Origin of the sequence: Arthrobacter sp. NPDC058127 (assembly GCF_042884555.1) — a bacterium.
Lineage (GTDB): Bacteria > Actinomycetota > Actinomycetes > Actinomycetales > Micrococcaceae > Arthrobacter.
The window spans coordinates 413,960-435,381 of record NZ_JBHVTT010000002.1 but is presented as its reverse complement, the minus strand read 5'-3'; the positions used below and the strand labels follow the sequence as shown (position 1 = coordinate 435,381).

The window sequence follows — 21,422 nt, the reverse complement described above, 5'->3', positions numbered from 1 at the left end:
CGCAAGCGGCGTCGGGACCCTGAAAGCTCCCGACGCCGGTCCGGAGCTCCCGGCGCGGCGCGACAAGCCGCTCTCCCGCTCGAACCTTGTCCAGACACTGGCAGGCGGCTACATCCCGCTGATCGTGGCCACCCTCGTGGTGGTCCTGCCGCTGTTGTGGATGCTGCTGAGTTCCTTCAAACAGCCCGGCGAGATCGTCACCACGGACCTCAAGATCCTTCCGCAGGGCCTGAACCTGGAGAACTACCACACGGCCATGACCACAGTGCCGTTCGCACAGTTCTTCCTGAACAGCCTGATCGTCACCACGGTCGGTTCCACGGTCAAGGTGATCCTGGCGATCCTGACGGCGTACGCCCTGGTTTTCGTCCGTTTCCCGTTCAAGAACATCATCTTCGTCGTGATCCTCGTGGCCCTGATGGTGCCGCCGCAGGTGTCGATCCTCCCCAACTACATCCTGATTGCGGGAATCGGCGGGAAGAACACCCTGTGGGGAATCATCCTTCCGGGACTCGGCACGGCCTTTGGAACCTTCCTCCTTCGCCAGCATTTCAAGACCCTTCCGGGGTCCATCCTCGAGGCCGCGGAAATCGACGGCGCGGGCCATTGGCGCAGGCTGTGGCAAGTGGTCGTCCCCGTATCACTCCCCTCGATCGCCACCGTTGCCCTCGTCACTGTCGTCAGCGAATGGAACGACTACATCTGGCCGCTGATCATCACGGACCGGCCGGAAACCATGACCCTCCCGGTCGGCCTGACCTTGCTTCAGAACTCTGAAGGCAACGGCGCAGGCTGGGGGATCTTGATGGCTGGAGCCGTCCTGGTGATCATCCCCATCCTCCTGGTCTTCGCAGCGTTGCAACGCTACATAGTTGCCGGGCTCACCCAGGGCAGCGTCACCGGCTAATAACACAGCACTTCCACACAACCCCCATCACCACCTTTGCATCCTTGAGAGGACCAACCATGGCAATGAATCTTGATCGCAGAAACTTCCTGGGGCTCGCCGGACTCGGAGTCGGCGCAGCCGCCCTGGCAGCATGCGGCGGTCCGTCGACGAGCGGCAGTGCAGCGAGCACCAGCCCTTCGGACATCGACTTCACGGGCGTCAAGCCGGCCGGCTCGTTCGACTTTTGGACCAGCCACCCCGGGCAGTCCCAGGCCGTCGAGCAATCCATCATCGACAAGTTCCAGGCGAAGTTCCCGGACATCAAGGTGAACCTCGTAACGGCAGGCGCCAACTACGAGGAAATCGCGCAGAAGTTCCAGACCTCGCAGGCAGCGAAGTCTGCCCTCCCCGGCCTCGTAGTGCTCTCCGACGTCTGGTGGTTCCGCTATTACACCAACGGCAACATCATTCCGTTGGACGGACTCATCAAGCAGTTGGACGTCAAAATCGACGACTTCCAGAAGTCCCTCGTAGCGGACTACCAATACGCCAACAAGCAGTGGGCACTCCCCTACGGCCGTTCCACCCCGCTGTTCTATTACAACAAGGACCACTTCAAGGCCGCTGGCCTTCCGGACCGGGCTCCCAAGACCTGGCAGGAGTTCGCCGAGTGGGCCCCCAAGCTCCAGGCCAGCTCGGGCGCGAAGTACGCCTACATCTACCCTGCCCTTGCCGGATACGCCGGCTGGACCTTGCAGAACAACCTGTGGGGCTGGGGCGGCAGCTGGTCCAACGGCTGGACCTTCAACTGCGATTCCACCGAGTCCGTTACGGCCCTGCAGTGGGCCCAGGACTCCATCTACAAGGACAAGTGGGCCGGCGTCTCCTCCAAGAACGCTGCGGACGACTTCTCCGCAGGCATCACGTCCACCACGATCTCCTCCACGGGAGACCTGTTGGGCGTGCTGAAGTCCGCCAAGTTCAACGTCGGCGTCGGCTTCCTTCCGGGCGGCCCCAAGGCCGAGACCAACGTCTGCCCCACCGGCGGCGCGGGACTCGGGATTCCCAGCGGTGTCAGCAAGGAAGTCCAGCTCGCGGCTGCCACTTTCCTGAAATTCATGACCGAACCGGAGAACACCGCGGCATTCTCCGCCGCGACCGGCTACATGCCCACGCGCGTCTCCGCCGACATGACGGCAGTCCTCGCCAAGACTCCGCAGATCAAGACGGCCATGGACCAGCTCGCCGTCACCAAGGTGCAGGACAACGCCCGCGTATTCCTGCCCGGTGCCGACCAGGAAATGGCCAAGGCTGCCGCGAAGATCCTCACGCAGCAGGGCGACGTGAAGGCCACCATGACGGACCTCAAGGCAACCCTCGATGGCATCTACACCAAGGACGTGAAGCCCAAGCTCAAAGCTAGCTAAAGCTCCCGAAACGAAAAATCCCTGGCGACAACGGAATTCCGGTGTCGCCAGGGATTTTCTGTATCGGCTCCCAGTTTGGGGGTCAGGGAATCGGAACGGGTACGACGCCGAGCGGCACCAGGTGCTCCGCACCGCCGTCGGGCGCGGAAAGCACCCAGATGCCCTTTTCGTGGACGGCGACCGAGTGCTCCCACTGGCACGAACGCTTCCCGTCGGTGGTCACCACGGTCCAGTCGTCGTCGAGGGTTGCTGTTTCGATGTTGCCACGGACGAGCATGGGCTCGATCGCAAGGCACAGCCCCGGCCTGATCTTCGGGCCGCGGTGCGTGGTGCGATAGTTCAACACGTCAGGGGCCATGTGCATCTCGGAACCGATGCCGTGGCCTACGTAGTCTTCCAGGATGCCCAGCGGCTTTCCCGGGACGGAGGAGACGTAGTCATCCACGGCGTTGCCGATGTCGCCCACGAACTTTCCCTTGGCCAAGGCAGCAATTCCACGCCACATAGCGGCCTGGGTGACATCCGAGAGCCGCTGGTCTTCAGGATCGGCCGCACCGACTATCACGGTGCGCGCGGAGTCGGAATGCCAACCATCAACGATCGCTCCGCCATCGATCGAAATGATGTCCCCGTCCTGGAGGACGCGGTCGCCGGGGATGCCGTGGACTACTTCCTCGTTGACGGAAGTGCAGATGGTGGCCGGGAAGCCGTGGTACCCGAGGAAATTCGACTTTGCCCCAGCGTCGATGAGGACCGCCGCGAACACGGCGTCGATCTCACGCGTGGTCACCCCCGGTTTCGCTGCCTCAACGGCCGCGTCGAGCGCTCTGCTGAGGACCAAGCCGGCCTCGTGCATCTTGCGCATTTGCTCATTGGTCTTGTATTCGATGCGGGGCTGGCCGAACGCCATGGTCTCCTCTTGTCGTGTACTGCTTATGGTGGGCTGCGGAACCAGATCACCCTTTGATCTCTTATTTTCCCGCATCAGCGGCCATGCCCGAAACCGGAGCCGGGAACGACACGGAAGCGTCACTGGTCTCGGTCCGGCAGAAGGGGAACAGAAAAGGGTGTGTCCCGCCTGGGAGCAGTTCGCTCCGGCGCGGGACACACCCTTTCAACAGTCATGCAGCTGACTAGACCGCCTTGGCCGCCTCGATGGCCAGCAACACACGATCCGTGACCTCGTCGATGCCGCCAATGCCATCGACTTGGGTGAGGATGCCGCGTTCGGCATACTTGGCCACAACGGCCTCGGTCTGCTCGTGGTAGAGGTCCAGGCGGTGGCGGATAACACCTTCGTTGTCGTCCGAGCGTCCGGTCTCCTTGGCACGGCCCAGCAAGCGCGAAACAAGTTCCTCGTCGTCGGCCGTCAGCTGAAGCACGACGTCGAGCTTCTCTTCCGTGTCGGCGAGGATCTGGTCCAGGTATTCCACCTGGGCCGTGGTGCGCGGGTACCCGTCGAGCAGGAAGCCGTTCTCGACGTCGTTCTCGCTCAGGCGGTCACGGACCATCTTGTTCGTGACGCTGTCCGGAACGAAATCGCCGGCATCCATGTACTTCTTGGCTTCAATACCCAGCGGGGTTTCGCCCTTGACGTTCGCACGGAAGATGTCGCCCGTGGAAATGGCGACTACGCCCAAGCGCTCGGAAATCCGCTCAGCCTGGGTTCCCTTGCCAGAACCCGGAGGTCCAATGATCAGCATTCTCGTCATCGCAAAAGCCCTTCGTAGTGACGTTGTTGTAGCTGCGCATCAATCTGCTTGACGGTTTCCAGGCCCACACCCACCATGATCAGAATTGATGTGCCACCGAACGGGAAGTTCTGGTTGGCGCTGATCAGGACGAGTGCGACCAGCGGAATCAACGCCACGAAGCCCAAGTAGAAGGCGCCGGGGAGGGTGATCCTGGAAAGCACGTACTGCAGGTAATCCGCGGTCGGTTTGCCCGCCCGGATGCCCGGAATGAACCCGCCGTACTTCTTCATGTTGTCCGAGACCTCTTCAGGGTTGAAGGTGATCGCGACGTAGAAGTAGGTGAAGAACACAATCATGACGAAGTACAGCGCCATGTAGATGGGGTGGTCGCCCTTGGTGAGGTTGTTGTTGATCCACTCAACCCACGGGGCGATGGACTCTCCGGCCTTCGGCTGGTTGAACTGCGCAATCAGCCCCGGCAGGTAGAGCATGGAGGATGCGAAGATGACGGGCACGACGCCGGCCATGTTCACCTTGATGGGGATGTAGGTGCTGGTGCCGCCCACGGTGCGCCGGCCGATCATACGCTTGGCGTACTGGACCGGAATGCGCCGCTGGGACTGCTCGACGAAGACCACGAGTGCGACGGTCACGAGGCCGATCGCCAAGACCGTGAAGAAGGTGCCCGGTCCCTTGGAGTTCCAGATGGCACCAAGCGAGGTTGGGAAGCCGGCAGCGATGGAAGTGAAGATGAGCAGCGACATGCCGTTGCCCACGCCCTTCTCGGTAACCAGTTCGCCCATCCACATGATGAGGCCCGTACCGGCCGTCAAAGTGATGACTACAAGAATCGTGGCGATGATGCTCGTGTCGGGGATGATCGGCAGCTGGCAGTTGGGCAGCAGTTGCCCGGAGCGCGCCAGGGACACCAAAGTAGTGGCGTTCAGAAGGCCCAACGCAATGGTCAGATAACGCGTGTATTGCGTCAGCTTCGACTGGCCAGAGGCACCTTCGTCATAGAGCTGCTGGAACCGCGGAATGACCACGCGGAGCAGCTGCACGATGATGCTGGCCGTGATGTACGGCATGATCCCCAGGGCAAAGATCGAAACCTGCAGCAGTGCACCACCGCTGAACAGGTTGACGAGCTGGTAGAGGCCGCCCTGGTCCTGATTGCTTGACAAACATTGCTGAACATTTTGGTAGCTCACACCAGGCGAGGGGATAAAAGCTCCCAAGCGGAAGATTGTGATGATTCCCAGCGTGAACAACAACTTGCGTCGCAGATCAGGCGTCCGAAATGCCCGGCCGAATGCGCTTAGCAAGCGTCCTCCTGAGTTAAAAGTCCAAGGGTGTCGAAAGGGGTCATTGAAACCCAACACCCGAGTCTAACGGTTTGATGCGCCATGCGAACAATCGAGGGGTGCGCGCCATGTGAAAAAACTCCCGGTGCGAGGGGCCGAAGCCCTCCACACCGGGAGTCCTTTCACAGCGGGCGATAGCCCCAGAGCCCTTTAGAGGGCAGTGGTGGTTCCGCCTGCTGCTGCGATCTTCTCAGCTGCGCTGGAGGAGAAAGCGTGGGCGGTGACGTCAACCTTGACGGTGATGTCGCCGGTGCCCAGCACCTTGACGGGCTGGTTCTTGCGAACGGCGCCCTTCTCAACCAGGGACTCGACGGTGACAGCGCCACCTTCCGGGAACAGCTCGTTGAGCTTGTCCAGGTTTACAACCTGGAACTCAACCCGGAACGGGTTCTTGAAGCCGCGAAGCTTCGGCAGGCGCATGTGCAGCGGCAGCTGGCCGCCGGCAAAGCCAGCCTTGACCTGGTAGCGGGCCTTCGTACCCTTGGTACCGCGACCGGCGGTCTTACCCTTGGAGCCTTCACCACGACCAACACGGGTCTTGGCAGTCTTGGCACCGGGGGCAGGACGCAGGTGGTGGACCTTCAGGGCGTTCTGCTTGTCGGCAGCCACGTTCTCTGCCTTATCGGCGGTTTTGTTCTCAGCCATTACTTCGCCTCCTCTACATTCACGAGGTGCGGAACCGTGTTGAGCATTCCAACAGTCACGGCGTCAGCGGTACGGACAACAGTGTGTCCGATGCGCTTGAGGCCGAGGGACCGCAGGGTTTCACGCTGGTTCTGCTTGGCGCCGATGACGCCCTTGATCTGGGTGATCTCCAACTGAGCGTCGGAGGGAGTCAGGTTCTTAGCCATGACTAAACACCTGCCTTCTGGTTCTGGAGTGCGCGCACCAGAGCAGCAGGAGCAACCTCGTCCAGCGGCAAGCCACGGCGGGCTGCCACGGAAGCGGGCTCTTCCAGTCGCTTCAGGGCGTCAACAGTCGCGTGAACGATGTTGATGGCGTTCGAGGAACCGAGCGACTTGGAGAGAACGTCGTGGATACCGACGCATTCCAGTACCGCGCGGACCGGACCACCGGCGATAACACCGGTACCCGGGGAAGCCGGACGCAGCATGACAACGCCTGCTGCGGCCTCACCCTGCACGCGGTGCGGGATGGTGTTGCCAACGCGGGGAACGCGGAAGAAGGACTTCTTGGCTTCTTCAACGCCCTTTGCGATAGCTGCCGGAACTTCCTTCGCCTTGCCGTAGCCGACGCCAACCAGGCCGTTGCCGTCACCGACGACGACGAGTGCGGTGAAGCTGAAGCGACGACCACCCTTGACGACCTTGGCAACACGGTTGATGGTTACAACGCGCTCTACGAACTGGCTCTTCTCGGCCTCGCGACCGCCGTCGCGGCCACCACGGCCACCACGGTCGCCGCGGCCCTGGCCACGGTCACCACGCTCGCCACGACGGCCGCCGCGGCGGTCGTCGGTGGCAGCAGCAGTCTCAGTTGCCTCAGCAGCTGCAGCTTCAGTCACCTGAATGTCCTTTTCGTTATTCTCAACGGTCACAGTGCCAGCCCACCTTCACGTGCGCCGTCAGCGACGGCGGCGATGCGGCCGTGGTACTTGTTACCACCGCGGTCGAAGACAACAGCTTCGATGCCTGCAGCCTTGGCACGTCCGGCAACGAGCTCGCCGACGCGCTTGGCCTTGGCAGTCTTGTCGCCGTCGAATGCACGAAGGTCGGCTTCCAAAGTGGAAGCGTAAGCCACGGTTACACCCTTGCTGTCATCGACAACCTGGACGAAGATGTGGCGTGCGGAGCGGTTGACGACCAGACGAGGACGAGCAGCCGTGCCGGTGATGCGCTTGCGGATACGAAGCTGGCGACGGCTGCGTGCAGCAGACTTGCTCTTGTTCGTACGCTTCTTGTTAATTGCGATGGCCATGGTTTACTTACCAGCCTTTCCGACCTTGCGGCGGATAACTTCGCCGGCGTAACGGACACCCTTGCCCTTGTAGGGGTCGGGCTTGCGCAGCTTGCGAATGTTGGCAGCAACCTCGCCGACCTGCTGCTTGGAGATACCAGCGACGGAGAGCTTGGTCGGCCCCTCCACCGTGAAGGTGATGCCTTCGGGAGCGGAGACATTGACCGGGTGGCTGAAGCCGAGAGCGAACTCAAGGTCAGAACCCTTGGCCTGAACGCGGTAACCGGTACCAACGATTTCAAGCTTCTTTTCGTAGCCCTTGGTGACGCCCTCGATCATGTTGGCGATCAGGGTGCGGGTCAGGCCGTGCAGGGAACGCGAAGCGCGCTCGTCGTTCGGGCGGGTGACAGTCAAGGTGCTTTCGTCCAGGGTGACCTCGATCGGGCTGGCTACGGTGTGGCTCAGCTCGCCTTTGGTGCCCTTGACGTTGATGACAGAGCCATCAACCTTAACTTCAACGCCGGCAGGAACGGTGATGGGGAGACGTCCAATACGTGACATTATTCTCTTCCTTTCCCGTTACCAGACGTACGCGAGGACTTCGCCGCCCACGCCCTTCTTGCCGGCCTGCTTGTCAGTCAGGAGGCCGGAAGAGGTGGACAGGATTGCGATACCCAGGCCACCCAGCACGTGAGGCAGGTTGGTGGACTTCGCGTAAACGCGGAGGCCAGGCTTGGAAATGCGGCGGACACCAGCGATCGAACGCTCGCGGTTCGGACCGAACTTGAGGTCGATGGTCAGCTTCTTGCCGACTTCGGCTTCCTCTTCCTTCCAGGCAGCAATGTAGCCTTCTGCCTTCAGGATGTCGGCAACGCGTGCCTTGAGCTTGCTGTACGGCATGCTCACGGTGTCGTGGTATGCCGAGTTGGCGTTGCGCAGACGCGTAAGCATGTCTGCGACAGGATCTGTCATAGTCATTTTGGGCTCTTGCCCTTCCTCGTAATGGTTTCCGCGTTGGCTACAAAGCAGCCGCGGCCGGACCTACTACGTAGTTATTAGTCTTCGGATTTGAACGGGAAGCCAAGTGCCTTGAGCAGCGCACGGCCTTCGTCATCGGTCTTTGCAGTGGTGACAACCGTGATGTCCATACCGCGAACGCGGTCGATGGAGTCCTGGTCGATTTCGTGGAACATAACCTGCTCGGTCAGACCGAAGGTGTAGTTGCCGTTGCCGTCGAACTGCTTGCCGTTGAGGCCGCGGAAGTCGCGGATACGGGGCAGGGCGAGGGTTACGAGGCGGTCCACGAATTCCCACATACGGTCCCCACGCAGAGTTGCGTGTGCACCGATGGGCATGCCTTCGCGCAGCTTGAACTGGGCGATGGACTTGCGGGCCTTGGTTACCTGCGGCTTCTGGCCGGTGATCAGGGTGAGGTCGCGGACAGCGCCGTCGATCAGCTTGGAGTCCTTGGCGGCATCTCCAACACCCATGTTCACAACAACCTTCACCAGGCGGGGAACCTGGTTCACGTTCTCGTACTTGAATTCCTCAACCAGGGTCTGCTTGATGGAATCGGCGTACTTCGTCTTCAGACGCGGAACGATCTTCGCTGGAGTCTCGAGAGTCTCAGTCATTAGATGTCCTTCCCGGATGCCTTGGACACGCGGACACGGACGGTCTTGGAGACGCCGTCCTTCTCAACGGTCTCGAGACGGAAACCAACGCGGGTCGGCTTCTTGGTCGAGGGGTCAACAAGAGCAACGTTGGAGACGTGGATCGGGGCCTCAACGACCTCGATGCCACCGGTCTTGGTGCCGCGCTGCGACTGACCGACCTTGGTGTGCTTGGTGACTCGGTTGATGCCTTCTACCAGGACGCGGTTGGTCTCGGTGAACACGCGAAGAACCTTGCCCTGCTTGCCACGGTCGCCGCCACGTTCCTGCTTGGCGCCGGTGATGACCTGAACCAGGTCACCCTTCTTGATCTTTGCACCCATGGGTTACAGCACCTCCGGAGCCAGCGAAACGATCTTCATGAACTTCTTGTCACGGAGTTCACGACCAACCGGGCCGAAGATACGGGTACCGCGGGGGTCGCCGTCGTTCTTCAGAATCACAGCTGCGTTCTCGTCAAACTTGATGTAGGAACCATCCGCACGGCGGCGTTCCTTCTTGGTACGAACGATGACAGCCTTGACGACGTCACCCTTCTTTACGTTGCCGCCCGGGATAGCGTCCTTGACGGTTGCGACAATGACGTCGCCAATGCCTGCGTAGCGACGGCCGGATCCACCGAGAACGCGAATGGTAAGGATTTCCTTAGCACCCGTGTTGTCGGCGACCTTCAGTCGCGACTCCTGCTGAATCAATTTTTACTCCTTGCGTCGCGCCGGTTCTCAGACCGAAATGGAGCATACGGAATGAGCCTTGCGGAACGGTTGATCGGGGTGTCTCTTGACCTGCCTGGATTTTGCCAGAGCAGGCCTAAACTCCCGTGCCGCCAGCATCAGCTTCCCTTGCGGAAATAACTGCGCGGGGCAGTATGCCGCGGCACGATTGTTTACGAGGTGGTTGTTGACGCACAACTGGCGCCATACAAACTCAATATCCTAGCACGTTTTGTGCTCCGGACCGAAACGCGGAAAGGCCCGCATTCCTAACGGAATACGGGCCTTTCCACCAATCCATATCGCTGCCGGACAAAGCCCGGCGCGGGATTACTTAGCCTTTTCGAGGATCTCGACCAGGCGCCACCGCTTTGTAGCGGACAGCGGGCGGGTCTCAGAGATCAGAACGAGGTCGCCGATGCCGGCGGTGTTCTGCTCGTCGTGAGCCTTGATCTTCGAGGTGCGGCGAATGACCTTGCCGTACAGAGCGTGCTTCACGCGGTCTTCAACCTGAACAACGATGGTCTTTTCCATCTTGTCAGAGACAACGTAGCCGCGACGCGTCTTACGGTAACCGCGCTGTTCAGCGCTGGCTGCTGCTTCCGTCACAGTTTCCTTCTGTTCGCTCACTTGGCGTCCTCTCCAGCCTCGGCTTCGGCCTTCTCAGCCTTGGCTTCTGCCTTCTTGGACTTCTTTTCTTCCTTGGCTTCCACAACCGGTGCGGCAACCTCGGCACGAATGCCCAGCTCGCGCTCACGGAGAACGGTGTAGATGCGTGCGATGTCCTTCTTTACCGCGCGCAGACGACCGTGGTTCTCCAGCTGTCCGGTGGCGGACTGGAAACGCAGGTTGAACAGCTCTTCCTTGGACTTGCGGAGTTCTTCAACGAGACGCTCGTTGTCGAAACCGTCCAGCTGTGCGGGTGCGAGATCCTTCGACCCTACTGCCATTTCTATTCACCACCTTCGCGACGCACAATGCGTGCCTTCAACGGCAGCTTGTGGATTGCCAGGCGCAGTGCCTCGCGAGCTACCTCTTCATTGACACCGGCGAGCTCGAAGAGAACGCGGCCCGGCTTGACGTTTGCGACCCACCATTCCGGAGAACCCTTACCGGAACCCATGCGGGTTTCGGCCGGCTTCTTCGTCAGCGGACGGTCCGGGTAAATGTTGATCCAGACCTTACCGCCACGCTTGATGTGGCGGGTCATCGCGATACGGGCAGACTCAATCTGACGGTTCGTGACGTAGGCCGGGCTCAACGCCTGGATACCGTACTCACCGAAAGTGACCTTGGTGCCGCCCGTTGCAGCGCCGGAACGACCCGGGTGGTGCTGCTTACGGTGCTTGACTCGACGTGGGATAAGCATTTAAGCCTGTCCTCCTTCTGCTGCGGGAGCAGCAGCTTCAGCTGCCGGAGCCTCTGCAGCAACAGGTGCTGCGTCAGCTGCCGGACGGTCGGTACGACGACGGCGGTCACCACGGTCGGCGCCACCCGGGCGGCCCGGGCGGTCGCTGGGACCGCGGCCGCGGGACGGAGCGGAAGCTGCCTGCTGAGCCAGTTCCTTCGCGGTGACGTCGCCCTTGTAGATCCAGACCTTCACGCCGATGCGGCCGAAGGTGGTCTTGGCTTCGTAGAAGCCGTAGTCGATGTTCGCACGCAGGGTGTGCAGGGGCACACGGCCTTCGCGGTAGAACTCGGAGCGGGACATTTCTGCGCCACCCAGTCGACCGGAGCAAGCAATACGGATACCCTTGGCACCCGCACGCTGTGCGGACTGCATGGCCTTCTTCATCGCACGGCGGAAAGCCACGCGGGAAGTCAGCTGCTCAGCAACGCCCTGGGCAACAAGCTGTGCTTCCATCTCGGGGTTCTTGACCTCGAGGATGTTCAGCTGGACCTGCTTGCCGGTGAGCTTTTCGAGCTCGCCGCGAATGCGGTCCGCTTCTGCGCCGCGGCGGCCGATGACGATGCCCGGGCGAGCCGTGTGGATGTCCACGCGGACACGGTCACGGGTGCGCTCGATTTCGACCTTGGCGATACCAGCGCGCTCCATGCCCGTGGACATGAGCTGGCGGATGCGGATGTCTTCGCGAACGAAGTCCTTGTACCGCTGGCCAGCCTTGGTGCTGTCAGCAAACCAGTGCGATACGTGATCGGTGGTGATGCCGAGTCGGAACCCGTGCGGGTTTACTTTCTGTCCCACTTAGCGAGCCTCCTCTTTCTCCGGGGTAGCGACTACCACGGTGATGTGGCTCGTGCGCTTCTTGATCTGAAATGCGCGACCCTGAGCACGCGGCTGGAACCGCTTCATGGTCGGGCCTTCATCAACAAACGCTTCGCTGATGTAGAGGTCTCCTTCGTCAAAGGCAACGCCGTCGCGGTCCGCGAGGACCCGTGCGTTTGCCATTGCCGACTGAACTACCTTGAATACCGGCTCCGAAGCTGCCTGTTCGGCGAACTTCAGAATTGCCAGAGCCTCATTCGCTTGCTTACCACGAACAAGGTTGACGACGCGCCGGGCCTTCATAGGCGTTACGCGGATGTGACGCGCAATAGCCTTGGCTTCCATTGCTTTCCTTCTCTCGTCTTAGCCGTAGAGCGAGCGCCTTAGCGGCGCTTGCCCTTACGGTCGTCCTTGACATGGCCGCGGAATGTCCGCGTGGGAGCGAATTCGCCGAGCTTGTGCCCGACCATCGACTCAGTGACAAACACCGGAATGTGCTTGCGTCCGTCGTGAACGGCAATCGTGTGACCCAGCATGTCCGGGACGATCATCGAACGGCGGGACCAGGTCTTGATGACGTTCTTGGTGCCCTTTTCGTTTTCCCTGGCGACCTTCACAAAGAGGTGCTGGTCTACGAAAGGACCTTTTTTCAGGCTGCGTGGCATGTGTCCAGGCTCCTATCGCTTGTTCTTGCCAGTACGGCGGCGACGAACAATAAGCTTGTCGCTCTCTTTGTTGGGGCGGCGGGTGCGGCCTTCACGCTTACCGTTCGGGTTGACCGGGTGACGTCCACCGGAAGTCTTACCTTCACCACCACCGTGCGGGTGATCGACCGGGTTCATGGCGACACCACGGACGGTCGGGCGAACGCCCTTCCAGCGCATACGGCCGGCCTTACCCCAGTTGATGTTCGACTGCTCGGCGTTGCCGACCTCGCCGACGGTTGCGCGGCAGCGCACGTCAACGTTGCGGATTTCACCGGAGGGCAGACGCAGCTGGGCGAAACGGCCTTCCTTGGCGACGAGCTGAACCGAAGCACCTGCGGAACGGGCCATCTTGGCGCCGCCACCCGGACGCAGTTCAACTGCGTGGATGGTGGTACCAACGGGGATGTTGCGCAGCGGCAAGTTGTTGCCCGGCTTGATGTCAGCGTCGGGGCCAGCCTCGACGAAGTCACCCTGGGACAGCTTGTTCGGGGCGATGATGTAACGCTTGGTGCCATCAACGTAGTGCAGGAGGGCGATGCGAGCCGTGCGGTTCGGATCGTACTCGATTTCGGCAACGCGGGCGTTGACGCCGTCCTTGTCGTGACGACGGAAGTCGATCAGACGGTACTGGCGCTTGTGGCCACCACCCTTGTGACGGGTAGTGATCTTACCGGTGTTGTTACGGCCGCCAGTCTTGTGCAGCGGACGCAGCAACGACTTTTCCGGAGTCGATCGCGTGATTTCGGAGAAGTCGGCTACGCTCGAGCCGCGACGGCCCGGGGTAGTCGGCTTGTATTTACGGATTCCCATAATTCATTTCCTCGTTAAAGTGGTCTCCGCTACGCGAGCGGACCGCCGAAGATGTCGATTGTGCCTTCTTTGAGGGTGACAATTGCACGCTTGGTGCTCTTGCGCTGTCCCCAGCCGAATTTGGTCCGCTTGCGCTTACCGGCACGGTTGATGGTGTTGATCGATTCGACCTTGACGGAGAAAATCTTCTCCACGGCCAGCTTGATCTCGGTCTTGTTCGAGCGGGGGTCCACCAGGAAGGTGTACTTGCCCTCGTCGATCAGGCCGTAGCTCTTTTCCGAAACGACGGGTGCAATGACGACGTCGCGCGGGTCTTTGATGGTGGCTGCACTCACTTGGCATCCTCCTCGTTCTTTGCCTTGTCAGCGATGAAAGCCTCGAACGCAGCCTTGGTGAAGACAACGTCGTCGGAAACCAGCACGTCGTAGGTGTTCAGCTGGTCTGCGTACAGAACGTGAACATCTGCGAGGTTGCGCACGGACAGTGCGGCAACATCGTTGGCGCGCTCGATAACAACGAGCAGGTTCCGACGCTCGGAGACTGCACGCAACGCGGCGAGTGCTGCCTTGGAGGACGGCTTGGTGCCGGCGACCAGTTCAGCAACGACGTGGATGCGGCCGTTACGGGCGCGGTCGGACAGGGCGCCACGCAGTGCGGCAGCCTTCATCTTCTTGGGGGTCCGCTGGCTGTAGTCACGCGGCGTCGGGCCGTGGACGATGCCACCACCGGTCATGTGAGGAGCACGGATGGAACCCTGACGGGCGCGGCCGGTGCCCTTCTGCTTGAACGGCTTGCGGCCTGCACCGGAAACTTCGGCGCGGGTCTTGGTCTTGTGGGTACCCTGGCGAGCAGCAGCGAGCTGTGCGACGACGACCTGGTGCAGCAGCGGCACGTTGGTCTGGACGTCGAAGATCTCTGCAGGCAGGTCTACCTTGACAGTGCTAGTCATCTAACTAGGCTCCCTTCACGGCGGTGCGTACGAGGACGACCTGGCCGCGGGCACCGGGGACGGCACCCTTGATAAGGAGCAGCGACTTCTCGGCGTCAACAGCGTGAACCGTGAGGTTCAGCGTGGTGTGACGTTCTGCGCCCATGCGACCGGCCATTTTCAGACCCTTGAAGACGCGGCTCGGGGTGGATGCGCCACCGATTGAACCGGGCTTGCGGTGGTTCTTGTGCGCACCGTGGGAGGCTCCAACACCGTGGAAGCCGTGACGCTTCATAACACCGGCGAAGCCCTTACCCTTGCTGGTGCCGACGACGTCGATCTTCTGACCGGCTTCGAAGAGCTCAACAGAAAGCTCCTGGCCCAGTTCGTAAGACGCGGCGTCTGCAGTGCGCAGTTCGACGACGTGGCGGCGAGGAGTTACGCCAGCCTTTTCAAAGTGACCAGCCAGCGGCTTGGTGACCTTGCGGGGATCGATCTGGCCGTAGCCGATCTGAACGGCGACATAGCCATCAGTCTCTGCATTGCGCAGCTGGGTGATGACGTTGGAGTCAGCCTGGACGACAGTTACCGGGATGAGCTTGTTGTTCTCGTCCCAGACCTGGGTCATGCCGAGCTTCGTGCCCAGCAGGCCCTTTACATTACGGGTTGCGGTCATAGTTTTCTCAGCACCTCCCTACAGCTTGATTTCGATGTTCACGTCGGCCGGCAGGTCGAGACGCATAAGCGAGTCAACAGCCTTCGGCGTGGGGTCGATGATGTCGATCAGACGCTTGTGAGTACGCATTTCAAAGTGCTCACGGCTGTCCTTGTACTTGTGGGGAGAGCGGATAACGCAGTACACGTTCTTCTCCGTCGGCAGCGGCACGGGGCCCACTACCGTTGCGCCTGCGCGCGTGACCGTCTCAACGATCTTCCGCGCTGAAACATCAATGACCTCGTGGTCATATGACTTCAGCCGGATGCGGATTTTTTGTCCCGCCATGTCGCCTGACTCTCTTTCAGTCTGTGCTGCCCTCGAATAAAGGCTGCCCTGTTCACTTACGTGTTGCATGTGGCTGCCGAAGCATTTGAAGTAGTACTACCACCCGCCGCACAAGCTGAATCCGGAGGGATCCGGGTTCCTCAACTTGCCGGTGTAACCGACCCCCGCGGTCGGGCGTGTCGCGCTTTCCGCGCAAAATCGTCCGAATTCCTTTGGGGATCTGGGTTATGTTTGGGCTTCAGCTTGGACCCTGACACCCGGCATTATCCGGATCGGGACGCGAAGAAGCGCTTGAACAACTCACCTAGTATGCCGGAATTCCCCGGCATAAGCCAATCGGGCCTCGTCGGACCATTGCCATCAGCTCCTGCGCTCGGGATGATGGGGTCATGACTGTCCAAGATGCCGCGGTGGGGGATCTTGCAGGCCGCATCCGGCCGGACTTCACCTTGGGCGTCGCTGCTGCGGCCTTTCAGATCGAGGGCTCGCTCACAGCGGACGGTCGCGGACCGTCGAGCTGGGATGCATTTGCCGAGAAACCAGGCGCGATCGTCGACGGGCACTCCCCTGCAGTCGCCTGCGACCACTACAACCGGACGGACGAGGACATTGCCCTCATGCAGGACCTGGGCGTGGACTCCTATCGGTTCTCTCTCTCCTGGCCACGGATCCAACCCGGCGGCAAGGGACCGATCAACCAACAGGGACTGGATTTCTACGACCGCCTGATCGACAAGCTCCTGAAGGCCGGCGTGTCCCCCATGGTGACCTTGTTCCATTGGGATACTCCCCTGCCGTTGGAGCACGACGGCGGCTGGCTTAATCGGGCGACGGCGGAACGGTTCGCCGAATACTCGGCCGCGGCCGCACAGCGCTTCGGTGACCGCGTGGCGCAATGGGTCACCCTGAACGAACCAGTTTCGGTCGCGTTGCAAGGGTACGCGCTCGGCGTCCACGCTCCCGGCAGGCGCCTGCTTTTCGATGCCCTGCCGGCTGCCCACCACCAGTTGTTGGGGCACGGCCTGGCCGTCCAGGCCCTGCGCGCTGCCGGAGTAGCAGGAACTGTCGGCGTAGCCAACGTGCATTCTCCAGTCCGGCCCGCAAGCAAGCGGCTGGCAGACGGCCTCATGGCCAAGGCCTTCGACCTCATCTTCAACCGGGTGTATGCCGATCCCATCCTCCTGGGGCAGTACCCGAAGCCGCCGCTACAGGTGAGGCCTTGGTTCCGCGCCCTGGGCAAAGTCCGGGACGAAGATCTCAAGACCATCCACCAGCCCTTGGATTTCTACGGCCTGAACTACTACTACCCCGTCAAAGTAGCCTCGGGCCACGCCGACGGAACCGCGCACTGGAACACCCCGGACATGATGGCCAAGCTTCCGTTCCACCTTGCGGCCTTCCCCGAATACGAAACGACAGGATTTGGCTGGCCTGTGGCCCCCGAACACCTCGGAATCCTGCTCCGGGAGTTAAAGGACCGCTACGGAGCAGCGCTGCCTCCCCTCTTCATCACAGAGAGCGGCGCGAGCTTCCCGGAACCGGACCACACGCGGGGTCCAGTGCACGACGCCGACCGCATCAGCTACCTTGCTTCGCACCTTGGCCAGGCCTTGAGGGCCACGGCCCCTGGCGGGATTGCCCACGACGTCGAACTTCTGGGCTACTACGTCTGGACGCTGCTGGACAACTTCGAATGGGCCGCGGGCTATTCGCAGCGTTTCGGCCTGGTGCACGTGGACTTCGACACCCTCGAGAGAACCCCCAAGGACTCGTATTACTGGTACCAGTCCTTGAGCAAGGCGCGCAGGAGCTGATTCGAAGTCCTGTTTGTGGACCGATCGTGCTAAATCAATCTTTCCTGTTCGCCCGATTGATTCGCTTGGCGCGCTCGATCTCGCGGCGGAAGTATTTCCTTCCCCAAAAGACCCCGGCTACCACAACAACCACCAAGACCAGAAAAATCAGCGTTCCCATTTCGCATTCCTCCCTTGAGGCAACGGTATCAGGGCGCGGTCCGGTTGAGGCGCCAGACCGCAAGGACAATCAATGCCAAGGCGATCACGGCGAGCATCGCGAAGGCATAGGAACGAAGGGCCCACATCACGCTGAGGGCAACGCCCGCGGCACCCCACCACACGAACATGCGCTCGGCGAGGACAAGTCCGGCAAGCAGTAACACGGCATATCCGACGAGGACCCATAGTTGCTGTGGCTCAGTGCCCGGGAAGAGGCTTCCTGGCACTACCGAGAGGAGGCCTCCGAAGGACAACAAGCCTGAGGCGATCCCCAATCTGATACGCCCCTCCAGATTGTCCCCTACGTAATAGCGCACCCCTGCCAAAACGGCACCGAGGACCGCGAACCACTGCACCACCCAAAAGAGCTCGGGCCTGGCTCCATGGACGAAAAGGACCGCCCGTTGGGCGGCGGCAAGCACCAGCACCGCACCCAGCTCCGCGACAGTGAATCTGATGGCCCGGGGTACTTCGAGGTAGGCCACGGCCACGGCGGCGCCGAGCAGGCAAGTTCCTGCCAGAGCGGTGTCATCGTGCAGTAGGCCTGCAGCTGCGGCCAGCGCAAATCCCCCTCCTGCCGCTGCCGCGAGCGACAACTTGCGCACAGGCTGCGACCCCACTCCCGGGATCCGGGACCAACGGGCAGCGTAGAGCACAGCGGCCGATCCTGCGCAGCCCAGGAGCCACGGGAGGAAATCCTCCCATTGAGCCCCGGCCTGCCCCAGAAGGGGAGCCTCATCCAGGGCCGTAGCGACCAGGACAGTAGCACCGACGAGGCTTGCGGCGGAGGCAAGCGGGTAGAAGCCCGGCATTCCCTCGACGTGGGAGGCCACGAAGCACACTAGCGCCAGTACCAGTCCCGCCATTCCCGTGGCGGTGTGCGGAACGTCAACCGACAGCGCGCCTCCGGCACCCGCGAAAGACAGCGCCGCCGCCAGCCAGAACCAATGCTCGGGGACGCCGCTTCCCGGCTGGACCAGCAGCCTCACAACAGTCACCAGTAGCGACATCGCGAGCAGCACCAGGATCACCGCGAACTGACCGAACAGGGGTTCCGCGAGCCACGTCCCGGCAGGGAATGACACCTCGGGTCCGGCTGCCACCACCGCGGCAACCGACGCCGGAATGGTGAAATACCCGGCGCCCCGGGCGGTGAAGATCCGGCTCGCCACGACGGCGGAGACCAACAACGCTGCCAGCTCGAGCAGCAGGACCCAGCGGCCGCCGTCGTGGGCTTCCTGCTGAGCCAAAAGGTACATCGCCGGCAGCACGGCTTGCGCTCCGAGCGTCACCCAGACTGCCGCCTGTTGGAAGGGAATCTGCTGCAAGCGGTTCCGCAGGAGCCAGCGGGCGATGTGCTGCAGCACCAGGACGCCCGCGAAAGTCAGCGACACAACGGTGACGGAGGCCGACACGTCGTGCGCGAAGACTGCGGCGAGGGCGGCCGTGAGAATCCTGGCGGCAATGAAGTAGATGCCCTTCGCCGTCCGCCCGGGTGCCGCAGCCACCATGACGGCGCTGAACCCGGCGAAGATGGCAAGCAACGCCTCGACCTCGTGAATGTGCCCACCGCGAAGCAGCAGCAAGAGCGCCAATGTCGCCGGCACGAAGACTGAGGAGGCGCCCTCCGTGCGAAGCATGAACCCGGCCGCCACCGCCGAGGCCGCCATGATGAGTGAGACCGCGGCCGCTTGCCAGCTTCCGGCCACGGAGCCGTCGACGTAGCGCCCGGAAATGCTCACGACGGCGACGGCGCCGGCCGTGAAGGGCAGCACCACGGCGGCGTCGAGTGTCGCGAGGCCTCGGTCAGGACCGCGGACCGCCTCCACGAGGGGCGGAATGACCTGGAGGGTCAAGGCGATGAAGACCGCAGTTGCAAGCTGAAGCCTCTCCCCCGCCAACTCCAGGCCACCTCCGTCCCGGAGCAACTGCAGATAGCCTGTGCCTGCGAGAAGGGTGACGAGGGCACGGACCGCCCACCAATAGCTGCGGCGGTGCAGGGTGCGGGGAAGACGGAGCGCCTGAACCGTGAAATACAGCATGCCAACGAGCAACACAGCATTTCCCGACGCCACGGACAGGGCTCCGAAGGACAGCACTCCCGCCCAGGCTAGGGCCGCCGGGGCGAGGAATTCAACCACCCTTCCGCGCAGGGTGACTCTCGCCGCATTCGGGAACAGCGTCCAGCCAACCAGCGCGGCAGCAAGGACATGAATTCTGATGGCCGACGTTGTCAGGGGTTGGTCCGGGGCTTGCTCGAGCAAAATAAGCAAAGGCATCACGGCCATGCCGGCCCCGGCAAAGGCTGCGAGGCAGGCGGTCGGCGCGAAGGTCCCGACACCCAAGCGGATCAGCGCGGCTTCCAACAGCAACTGGAACGTCACGGCGGCAAGGAACGCCATGACGACGGCGGCAGCGCGGTCGGGATTCTCCGGCGCTACAGCTGCTGTCGCTGCCGGGATGCTGAGAGTGAGCGCAATGCGCCCCGCGAGGACAAAGACCCTGCGTTTGCCCTCCATTGGCCTGCTGGCCCGCAGCAGCCAGAACGCGCCGGCGATAGCCAACAATGCCGCCGTCGGCCAACCGCCGAGTTCATCGGCAAACGGCGCCGCCACCACAAGGGCGCCCACGGGGAGCCACTCGGCGTGGCCTCCCAGCTTCCACGCCAGGACCAAACCGCACAGGAGGCTCGCGAACAACGGGAGGCCCACGGGCGTCCCGGAATGCCGGACCAGGATGGCGAAGGCCGCCATGGAGGCAGCCGCCAGTTGAAGGCCAAAGCACACCACGGCATCAATCCGGCAGCGCCGGATCGCCTGGGATGTGCACGGACCCGGGAACCAACGGGCGAACCGGCTGCTGTCGAATGCCGGCCACAGCGACTGCAGAGCAAGAAGAACGACGGCGGCCAACAGTACCTCCGGCAACCCAAGCCCGGCGTCCGAAAGGAACACGAGGAAGGCCACGGTGAATGAGAGCCTCGCCGCATAGAACTGTTGGAGCCGGAACACGCCCTGGGGAAGGGCCGCCATGACGGCGAAATACACGCCGCACACCATCATGATGATGGCGTACTCGTCCTTCCCCAGATGTTGGGGCACGAAACTGGCGGCAAGTGCAACGAACGGCACCACATAGGGGTGGAGGGACATCAAGGGCCGGATATAGACCGGCGGAAGCCAGTGCGGTTTGCGCGTGGCTATCAGGGTCAGGAACACGGCGAAGCCGATCAGGGAAGCGAAATACCAGACAAGGGCGCCGCCCAGCATGGACACACCGGACCACGCCGAGGAGACCACAAAGCTCAAGGACAGGAAGGCGAGAACCCTGTTGTCGAGTCGAACTGCGGCGACTACATAGGCCACCGTCCCGACGACGGACGTGACCAGCCAGGCGGCCGGGCCGTTGTTCAAGGCGAAGTTGTACATCGCCAGCCCCGTCACGGGGATCAACGCAAGGCCCGTTCCCGCGAAGGCGATCGCTGCGGGCCGTAGCCTGGGAGCCCTCGCATGGAGGATGAAGCCCGCGGCATAAAAGGCCGCGGTGATGGTCCATGCACCGGCAAAGCGGAGAACGGTCGGGAGGCTGGTGCCGATGAACAGCGCTGAGGCGGCGACCAGCAGAAGGCTTGCCACGTACAGCGTGATGTTGATGTTCTGCCGATCCCGCTTCTGTTTCCGGGCCGTTCGTTCGTCGCGAAGGGCCTCTGACGAGATCCGGGCTGGTTGCACCTGCGCTGGTTGCGAATGAATCGGGAGCGGCCACGGTTCAACTGGCACGGGCCCAACCGGGGCGGGCTGGGCTGGTGTGGCTTGGACTGGTGCGATTTGGTTCGGCGCGATTTGCTCCGGGGCGCCCTGCACGGGAATAGGCGGGAACGTTTGCGGGCCCTCCGGGCCAGGCGGGCGGGAGGCCCGTTCCTCCGCAGGAGCAGATAGGTGCCGGGCCTCGGCGTCTCGCCACCCTGCCAAGTGGCCGGCTAGATAGCCTGAGCGATACTGCCCAACGGAATCGTCAACCAACCGTTGTGCATCCCCTTCGGCAAGCCACCGTCC

28 protein-coding genes are annotated in these 21,422 nt (G+C 62.1%); 3 read left to right on the top strand and 25 right to left on the bottom strand.

Annotation, left to right across the window (positions count from 1 at the left end):
* Positions 1 to 19: 19 nt before the first annotated feature.
* Together ACFVTG_RS05410 and ACFVTG_RS05405 are read left to right on the top strand one after the other, a co-directional pair.
* A complete protein-coding gene (locus ACFVTG_RS05410) occupies positions 20 to 907 on the top strand; it encodes a carbohydrate ABC transporter permease (RefSeq protein ID WP_284755209.1) in 888 nt (295 codons plus the stop codon).
* 59 nt (positions 908 to 966) lie between these two features.
* On the top strand, positions 967 to 2,316 hold the full coding sequence (locus ACFVTG_RS05405; RefSeq protein WP_390278701.1) for an ABC transporter substrate-binding protein: 1,350 nt from the start codon (positions 967 to 969) through the stop codon (positions 2,314 to 2,316).
* Positions 2,317 to 2,398: 82 nt separating this feature from the next.
* Here ACFVTG_RS05405 and map read toward each other — a convergent pair whose 3' ends face one another.
* The 23 genes from map to rpsJ form a co-directional block, all read right to left on the bottom strand.
* A complete protein-coding gene (gene map / locus ACFVTG_RS05400; RefSeq protein ID WP_390278698.1) occupies positions 2,399 to 3,226 on the bottom strand; it encodes a type I methionyl aminopeptidase in 828 nt (275 codons plus the stop codon).
* Between the two features lie 223 nt (positions 3,227 to 3,449).
* On the bottom strand, positions 3,450 to 4,019 hold the full coding sequence (locus ACFVTG_RS05395) for an adenylate kinase (RefSeq protein ID WP_284755208.1): 570 nt from the start codon (positions 4,017 to 4,019) through the stop codon (positions 3,450 to 3,452).
* Positions 4,020 to 4,024: 5 nt separating this feature from the next.
* On the bottom strand, positions 4,025 to 5,335 hold the full coding sequence (gene secY / locus ACFVTG_RS05390) for a preprotein translocase subunit SecY (protein ID WP_059387373.1): 1,311 nt from the start codon (positions 5,333 to 5,335) through the stop codon (positions 4,025 to 4,027).
* Positions 5,336 to 5,524: 189 nt separating this feature from the next.
* Positions 5,525 to 6,019, bottom strand: coding sequence for a 50S ribosomal protein L15 (gene rplO, locus ACFVTG_RS05385; RefSeq protein ID WP_284755150.1), 495 nt, complete (start codon positions 6,017 to 6,019; stop codon positions 5,525 to 5,527).
* Positions 6,019 to 6,225 (bottom strand): 50S ribosomal protein L30, encoded by a 207-nt coding sequence (gene rpmD, locus ACFVTG_RS05380; RefSeq protein WP_059387371.1) that lies wholly within the window; start codon positions 6,223 to 6,225, stop codon positions 6,019 to 6,021. The genes rplO and rpmD overlap by 1 nt, the downstream gene beginning before the upstream one ends.
* A gap of 2 nt (positions 6,226 to 6,227) precedes the next feature.
* Complete coding sequence (gene rpsE / locus ACFVTG_RS05375; RefSeq protein WP_171983517.1) at positions 6,228 to 6,899, bottom strand: 30S ribosomal protein S5; 672 nt, start codon at positions 6,897 to 6,899, stop codon at positions 6,228 to 6,230.
* Between the two features lie 29 nt (positions 6,900 to 6,928).
* Positions 6,929 to 7,312 (bottom strand): 50S ribosomal protein L18, encoded by a 384-nt coding sequence (rplR, locus tag ACFVTG_RS05370; protein WP_236812276.1) that lies wholly within the window; start codon positions 7,310 to 7,312, stop codon positions 6,929 to 6,931.
* A gap of 3 nt (positions 7,313 to 7,315) precedes the next feature.
* The gene (gene rplF, locus ACFVTG_RS05365) at positions 7,316 to 7,852 is read right to left on the bottom strand and encodes a 50S ribosomal protein L6 (RefSeq protein WP_059387368.1); all 537 of its coding nucleotides are present in this window, start codon (positions 7,850 to 7,852) and stop codon (positions 7,316 to 7,318) included.
* An 18-nt stretch (positions 7,853 to 7,870) separates the two neighbouring features.
* On the bottom strand, positions 7,871 to 8,269 hold the full coding sequence (gene rpsH / locus ACFVTG_RS05360) for a 30S ribosomal protein S8 (RefSeq protein WP_028265096.1): 399 nt from the start codon (positions 8,267 to 8,269) through the stop codon (positions 7,871 to 7,873).
* A gap of 77 nt (positions 8,270 to 8,346) precedes the next feature.
* A complete protein-coding gene (gene rplE / locus ACFVTG_RS05355) occupies positions 8,347 to 8,925 on the bottom strand; it encodes a 50S ribosomal protein L5 (protein WP_059387367.1) in 579 nt (192 codons plus the stop codon).
* Positions 8,925 to 9,287: a 50S ribosomal protein L24 gene (gene rplX / locus ACFVTG_RS05350; RefSeq protein WP_390278693.1), complete on the bottom strand. Its 363-nt coding sequence runs from the start codon at positions 9,285 to 9,287 to the stop codon at positions 8,925 to 8,927. The genes rplE and rplX overlap by 1 nt, the downstream gene beginning before the upstream one ends.
* A 3-nt stretch (positions 9,288 to 9,290) precedes the next feature.
* Positions 9,291 to 9,659: a 50S ribosomal protein L14 gene (gene rplN, locus ACFVTG_RS05345; protein ID WP_003803789.1), complete on the bottom strand. Its 369-nt coding sequence runs from the start codon at positions 9,657 to 9,659 to the stop codon at positions 9,291 to 9,293.
* Positions 9,660 to 10,007: 348 nt separating this feature from the next.
* The gene (rpsQ, locus tag ACFVTG_RS05340; protein ID WP_059387365.1) at positions 10,008 to 10,307 is read right to left on the bottom strand and encodes a 30S ribosomal protein S17; all 300 of its coding nucleotides are present in this window, start codon (positions 10,305 to 10,307) and stop codon (positions 10,008 to 10,010) included.
* Entirely contained in the window at positions 10,304 to 10,627 is a 324-nt protein-coding gene (gene rpmC, locus ACFVTG_RS05335) for a 50S ribosomal protein L29 (protein ID WP_059387364.1), read from the bottom strand. The genes rpsQ and rpmC overlap by 4 nt, the downstream gene beginning before the upstream one ends.
* A 2-nt stretch (positions 10,628 to 10,629) precedes the next feature.
* Positions 10,630 to 11,046: a 50S ribosomal protein L16 gene (gene rplP, locus ACFVTG_RS05330; protein ID WP_028265101.1), complete on the bottom strand. Its 417-nt coding sequence runs from the start codon at positions 11,044 to 11,046 to the stop codon at positions 10,630 to 10,632.
* The gene (gene rpsC, locus ACFVTG_RS05325) at positions 11,047 to 11,883 is read right to left on the bottom strand and encodes a 30S ribosomal protein S3 (RefSeq protein ID WP_284755143.1); all 837 of its coding nucleotides are present in this window, start codon (positions 11,881 to 11,883) and stop codon (positions 11,047 to 11,049) included.
* Positions 11,884 to 12,249 (bottom strand): 50S ribosomal protein L22, encoded by a 366-nt coding sequence (rplV, locus tag ACFVTG_RS05320; protein WP_028265103.1) that lies wholly within the window; start codon positions 12,247 to 12,249, stop codon positions 11,884 to 11,886.
* A 38-nt stretch (positions 12,250 to 12,287) separates the two neighbouring features.
* Positions 12,288 to 12,569, bottom strand: coding sequence for a 30S ribosomal protein S19 (rpsS, locus tag ACFVTG_RS05315; RefSeq protein ID WP_018773666.1), 282 nt, complete (start codon positions 12,567 to 12,569; stop codon positions 12,288 to 12,290).
* A gap of 12 nt (positions 12,570 to 12,581) precedes the next feature.
* Positions 12,582 to 13,421 (bottom strand): 50S ribosomal protein L2, encoded by an 840-nt coding sequence (gene rplB / locus ACFVTG_RS05310; RefSeq protein WP_028265104.1) that lies wholly within the window; start codon positions 13,419 to 13,421, stop codon positions 12,582 to 12,584.
* Between the two features lie 29 nt (positions 13,422 to 13,450).
* The gene (gene rplW / locus ACFVTG_RS05305) at positions 13,451 to 13,756 is read right to left on the bottom strand and encodes a 50S ribosomal protein L23 (protein WP_059387362.1); all 306 of its coding nucleotides are present in this window, start codon (positions 13,754 to 13,756) and stop codon (positions 13,451 to 13,453) included.
* Positions 13,753 to 14,370 carry a 50S ribosomal protein L4 gene (gene rplD, locus ACFVTG_RS05300; protein ID WP_284755136.1) on the bottom strand — a complete coding sequence of 206 codons (618 nt, stop codon included), beginning with the start codon at positions 14,368 to 14,370 and terminating at the stop codon, positions 13,753 to 13,755. The genes rplW and rplD overlap by 4 nt, the downstream gene beginning before the upstream one ends.
* Positions 14,371 to 14,374: 4 nt before the next feature.
* Positions 14,375 to 15,025 (bottom strand): 50S ribosomal protein L3, encoded by a 651-nt coding sequence (gene rplC / locus ACFVTG_RS05295; RefSeq protein ID WP_059387360.1) that lies wholly within the window; start codon positions 15,023 to 15,025, stop codon positions 14,375 to 14,377.
* An 18-nt stretch (positions 15,026 to 15,043) separates the two neighbouring features.
* Positions 15,044 to 15,352: a 30S ribosomal protein S10 gene (rpsJ, locus tag ACFVTG_RS05290; protein ID WP_003803825.1), complete on the bottom strand. Its 309-nt coding sequence runs from the start codon at positions 15,350 to 15,352 to the stop codon at positions 15,044 to 15,046.
* Positions 15,353 to 15,741: 389 nt separating this feature from the next.
* Here rpsJ and ACFVTG_RS05285 point away from each other — a divergent pair, with 389 nt between their 5' ends.
* Positions 15,742 to 17,166: a GH1 family beta-glucosidase gene (locus tag ACFVTG_RS05285; RefSeq protein WP_390278688.1), complete on the top strand. Its 1,425-nt coding sequence runs from the start codon at positions 15,742 to 15,744 to the stop codon at positions 17,164 to 17,166.
* Between the two features lie 34 nt (positions 17,167 to 17,200).
* Here the strand turns inward: ACFVTG_RS05285 and ACFVTG_RS05280 are convergent, their stop codons facing one another.
* Complete coding sequence (locus ACFVTG_RS05280) at positions 17,201 to 17,326, bottom strand: hypothetical protein (protein WP_284755115.1); 126 nt, start codon at positions 17,324 to 17,326, stop codon at positions 17,201 to 17,203.
* 28 nt (positions 17,327 to 17,354) lie between these two features.
* Positions 17,355 to 21,098 carry a hypothetical protein gene (locus ACFVTG_RS05275; protein ID WP_390278686.1) on the bottom strand — a complete coding sequence of 1,248 codons (3,744 nt, stop codon included), beginning with the start codon at positions 21,096 to 21,098 and terminating at the stop codon, positions 17,355 to 17,357.
* Between the last annotated feature and the right edge of the window lie 324 nt (positions 21,099 to 21,422).

Coding starts and splice junctions, on each gene's coding strand:
- ACFVTG_RS05405 (WP_390278701.1), top strand. CDS start 967: ATGGCAATGAATCTTGATCGCAGAAACTTCCTGGGGCTCGCCGGACTC.
- map (WP_390278698.1), bottom strand. CDS start 3,226: ATGGCGTTCGGCCAGCCCCGCATCGAATACAAGACCAATGAGCAAATG.
- ACFVTG_RS05395 (WP_284755208.1), bottom strand. CDS start 4,019: ATGCTGATCATTGGACCTCCGGGTTCTGGCAAGGGAACCCAGGCTGAG.
- rplO (WP_284755150.1), bottom strand. CDS start 6,019: ATGGCTGAGAACAAAACCGCCGATAAGGCAGAGAACGTGGCTGCCGAC.
- rpmD (WP_059387371.1), bottom strand. CDS start 6,225: ATGGCTAAGAACCTGACTCCCTCCGACGCTCAGTTGGAGATCACCCAG.
- rplR (WP_236812276.1), bottom strand. CDS start 7,312: ATGGCCATCGCAATTAACAAGAAGCGTACGAACAAGAGCAAGTCTGCT.
- rplF (WP_059387368.1), bottom strand. CDS start 7,852: ATGTCACGTATTGGACGTCTCCCCATCACCGTTCCTGCCGGCGTTGAA.
- rpsH (WP_028265096.1), bottom strand. CDS start 8,269: ATGACTATGACAGATCCTGTCGCAGACATGCTTACGCGTCTGCGCAAC.
- rplE (WP_059387367.1), bottom strand. CDS start 8,925: ATGACTGAGACTCTCGAGACTCCAGCGAAGATCGTTCCGCGTCTGAAG.
- rplX (WP_390278693.1), bottom strand. CDS start 9,287: ATGGGTGCAAAGATCAAGAAGGGTGACCTGGTTCAGGTCATCACCGGC.
- rpmC (WP_059387364.1), bottom strand. CDS start 10,627: ATGGCAGTAGGGTCGAAGGATCTCGCACCCGCACAGCTGGACGGTTTC.
- rplP (WP_028265101.1), bottom strand. CDS start 11,046: ATGCTTATCCCACGTCGAGTCAAGCACCGTAAGCAGCACCACCCGGGT.
- rplV (WP_028265103.1), bottom strand. CDS start 12,249: ATGGAAGCCAAGGCTATTGCGCGTCACATCCGCGTAACGCCTATGAAG.
- rpsS (WP_018773666.1), bottom strand. CDS start 12,569: ATGCCACGCAGCCTGAAAAAAGGTCCTTTCGTAGACCAGCACCTCTTT.
- rplB (WP_028265104.1), bottom strand. CDS start 13,421: ATGGGAATCCGTAAATACAAGCCGACTACCCCGGGCCGTCGCGGCTCG.
- rplD (WP_284755136.1), bottom strand. CDS start 14,370: ATGACTAGCACTGTCAAGGTAGACCTGCCTGCAGAGATCTTCGACGTC.
- rplC (WP_059387360.1), bottom strand. CDS start 15,025: ATGACCGCAACCCGTAATGTAAAGGGCCTGCTGGGCACGAAGCTCGGC.
- rpsJ (WP_003803825.1), bottom strand. CDS start 15,352: ATGGCGGGACAAAAAATCCGCATCCGGCTGAAGTCATATGACCACGAG.
- ACFVTG_RS05285 (WP_390278688.1), top strand. CDS start 15,742: ATGACTGTCCAAGATGCCGCGGTGGGGGATCTTGCAGGCCGCATCCGG.
- ACFVTG_RS05280 (WP_284755115.1), bottom strand. CDS start 17,326: ATGGGAACGCTGATTTTTCTGGTCTTGGTGGTTGTTGTGGTAGCCGGG.